This window comes from Hominimerdicola alba, assembly GCF_900112155.1.
Classification (GTDB): Bacteria; Bacillota; Clostridia; order Oscillospirales; family Ruminococcaceae; genus Hominimerdicola; species Hominimerdicola alba_D.
Map to the genome: position 1 here is coordinate 1 of NZ_FOKQ01000103.1, position 1037 is coordinate 1037.

Below are 1037 nucleotides of genomic sequence, written 5' to 3' on the forward strand. Positions count from 1 at the left end.
TGTTGCAAAAAGCAACCGCCTTTGCTGCGACAGAAGTACTGTAAGCTGACTTGTCTTTCGGCAGACACTCTACAAAATGTCGTCTGTTATGAGTCCAGCAGCCACATCTTTTTGCACCTTCGACTGCATTGTAAGCATCGTATCCGTCGCAGATAAGATATCCGATAAAGCCTTTCAGGAAATTCGAGGCGTGCTCACCTTTTCTTGTCGGTCGGTAATCGAAAATGATGATGCTCCTGTCATTCATTTTGCCGTTGCAGTAGACCCACATTCTTGATGTCGTGGTAGGCTTTCTGCCTTCCTCGTGCAGTACCTGAACTGTTGTCTCGTCGGCGTGGATGATCTGCCCCGAGATAAGCATCTCGTGCATCTTCTCTACAATAGGCATACACCATTTTTCAGCAGCCATAATCACCCAGTTTGAAATAGTTGCTTTGAGCAAAGGTATCTTCTTTGAATTAAAGTCCTTTTCCTGACGGTGCAGAGGTACTGATTTTGCATATTTTTCGTAGATGATATGTGCCAGAAGTTCGGGAGAGCAATAGCTTCCCGGGATCATAGCATGAGGATAGGTTGCACGAACGATATGACAGTTTTCGTCTCTTTCTTCGGGCTTTTCTCCGCACTCGGGACACTTGTATTTATGTACGATATGCCTGCGGATATGAAACTTGGCAGGAGTATATACAAGTTCATCGTAAGCCTTTTCTGTACCGATATCTTTCATTTCGGCACCGCATATTTCACATACGGGAGCTTCTATCTCATGATGTTCCTCTTTGATCTTAAGACTACTCATCCAATCATCGTGAGTGCGCTTTTTCTTGCGCTTGTATTCGGGAATGGTGACAGTTTCTTTTGGTATTGATTTTTCTTCGTTATTTCCGAACATCGAAAGCTGAACACCAAATTCCTTCTCCATCACAACGGAAGTCTGTTCTGTCTTGCGTCCGAATATCTGCTTTCTGAACCATTCAAGCTGTTGATTTGCCAGTGCGAGTTCTTCCTTGAGAACAGCATTTTCATTACGGAGCGAT

At 44.2% G+C, this 1037-nt stretch carries 1 protein-coding gene; it reads right to left on the reverse strand.

Features of this window, described 5'->3' with window-relative positions:
* Nucleotides 1-1037 (reverse strand): IS66 family transposase (gene tnpC / locus BM265_RS19525; protein WP_242940918.1); only part of this gene is annotated, 1037 nt, incomplete at both ends.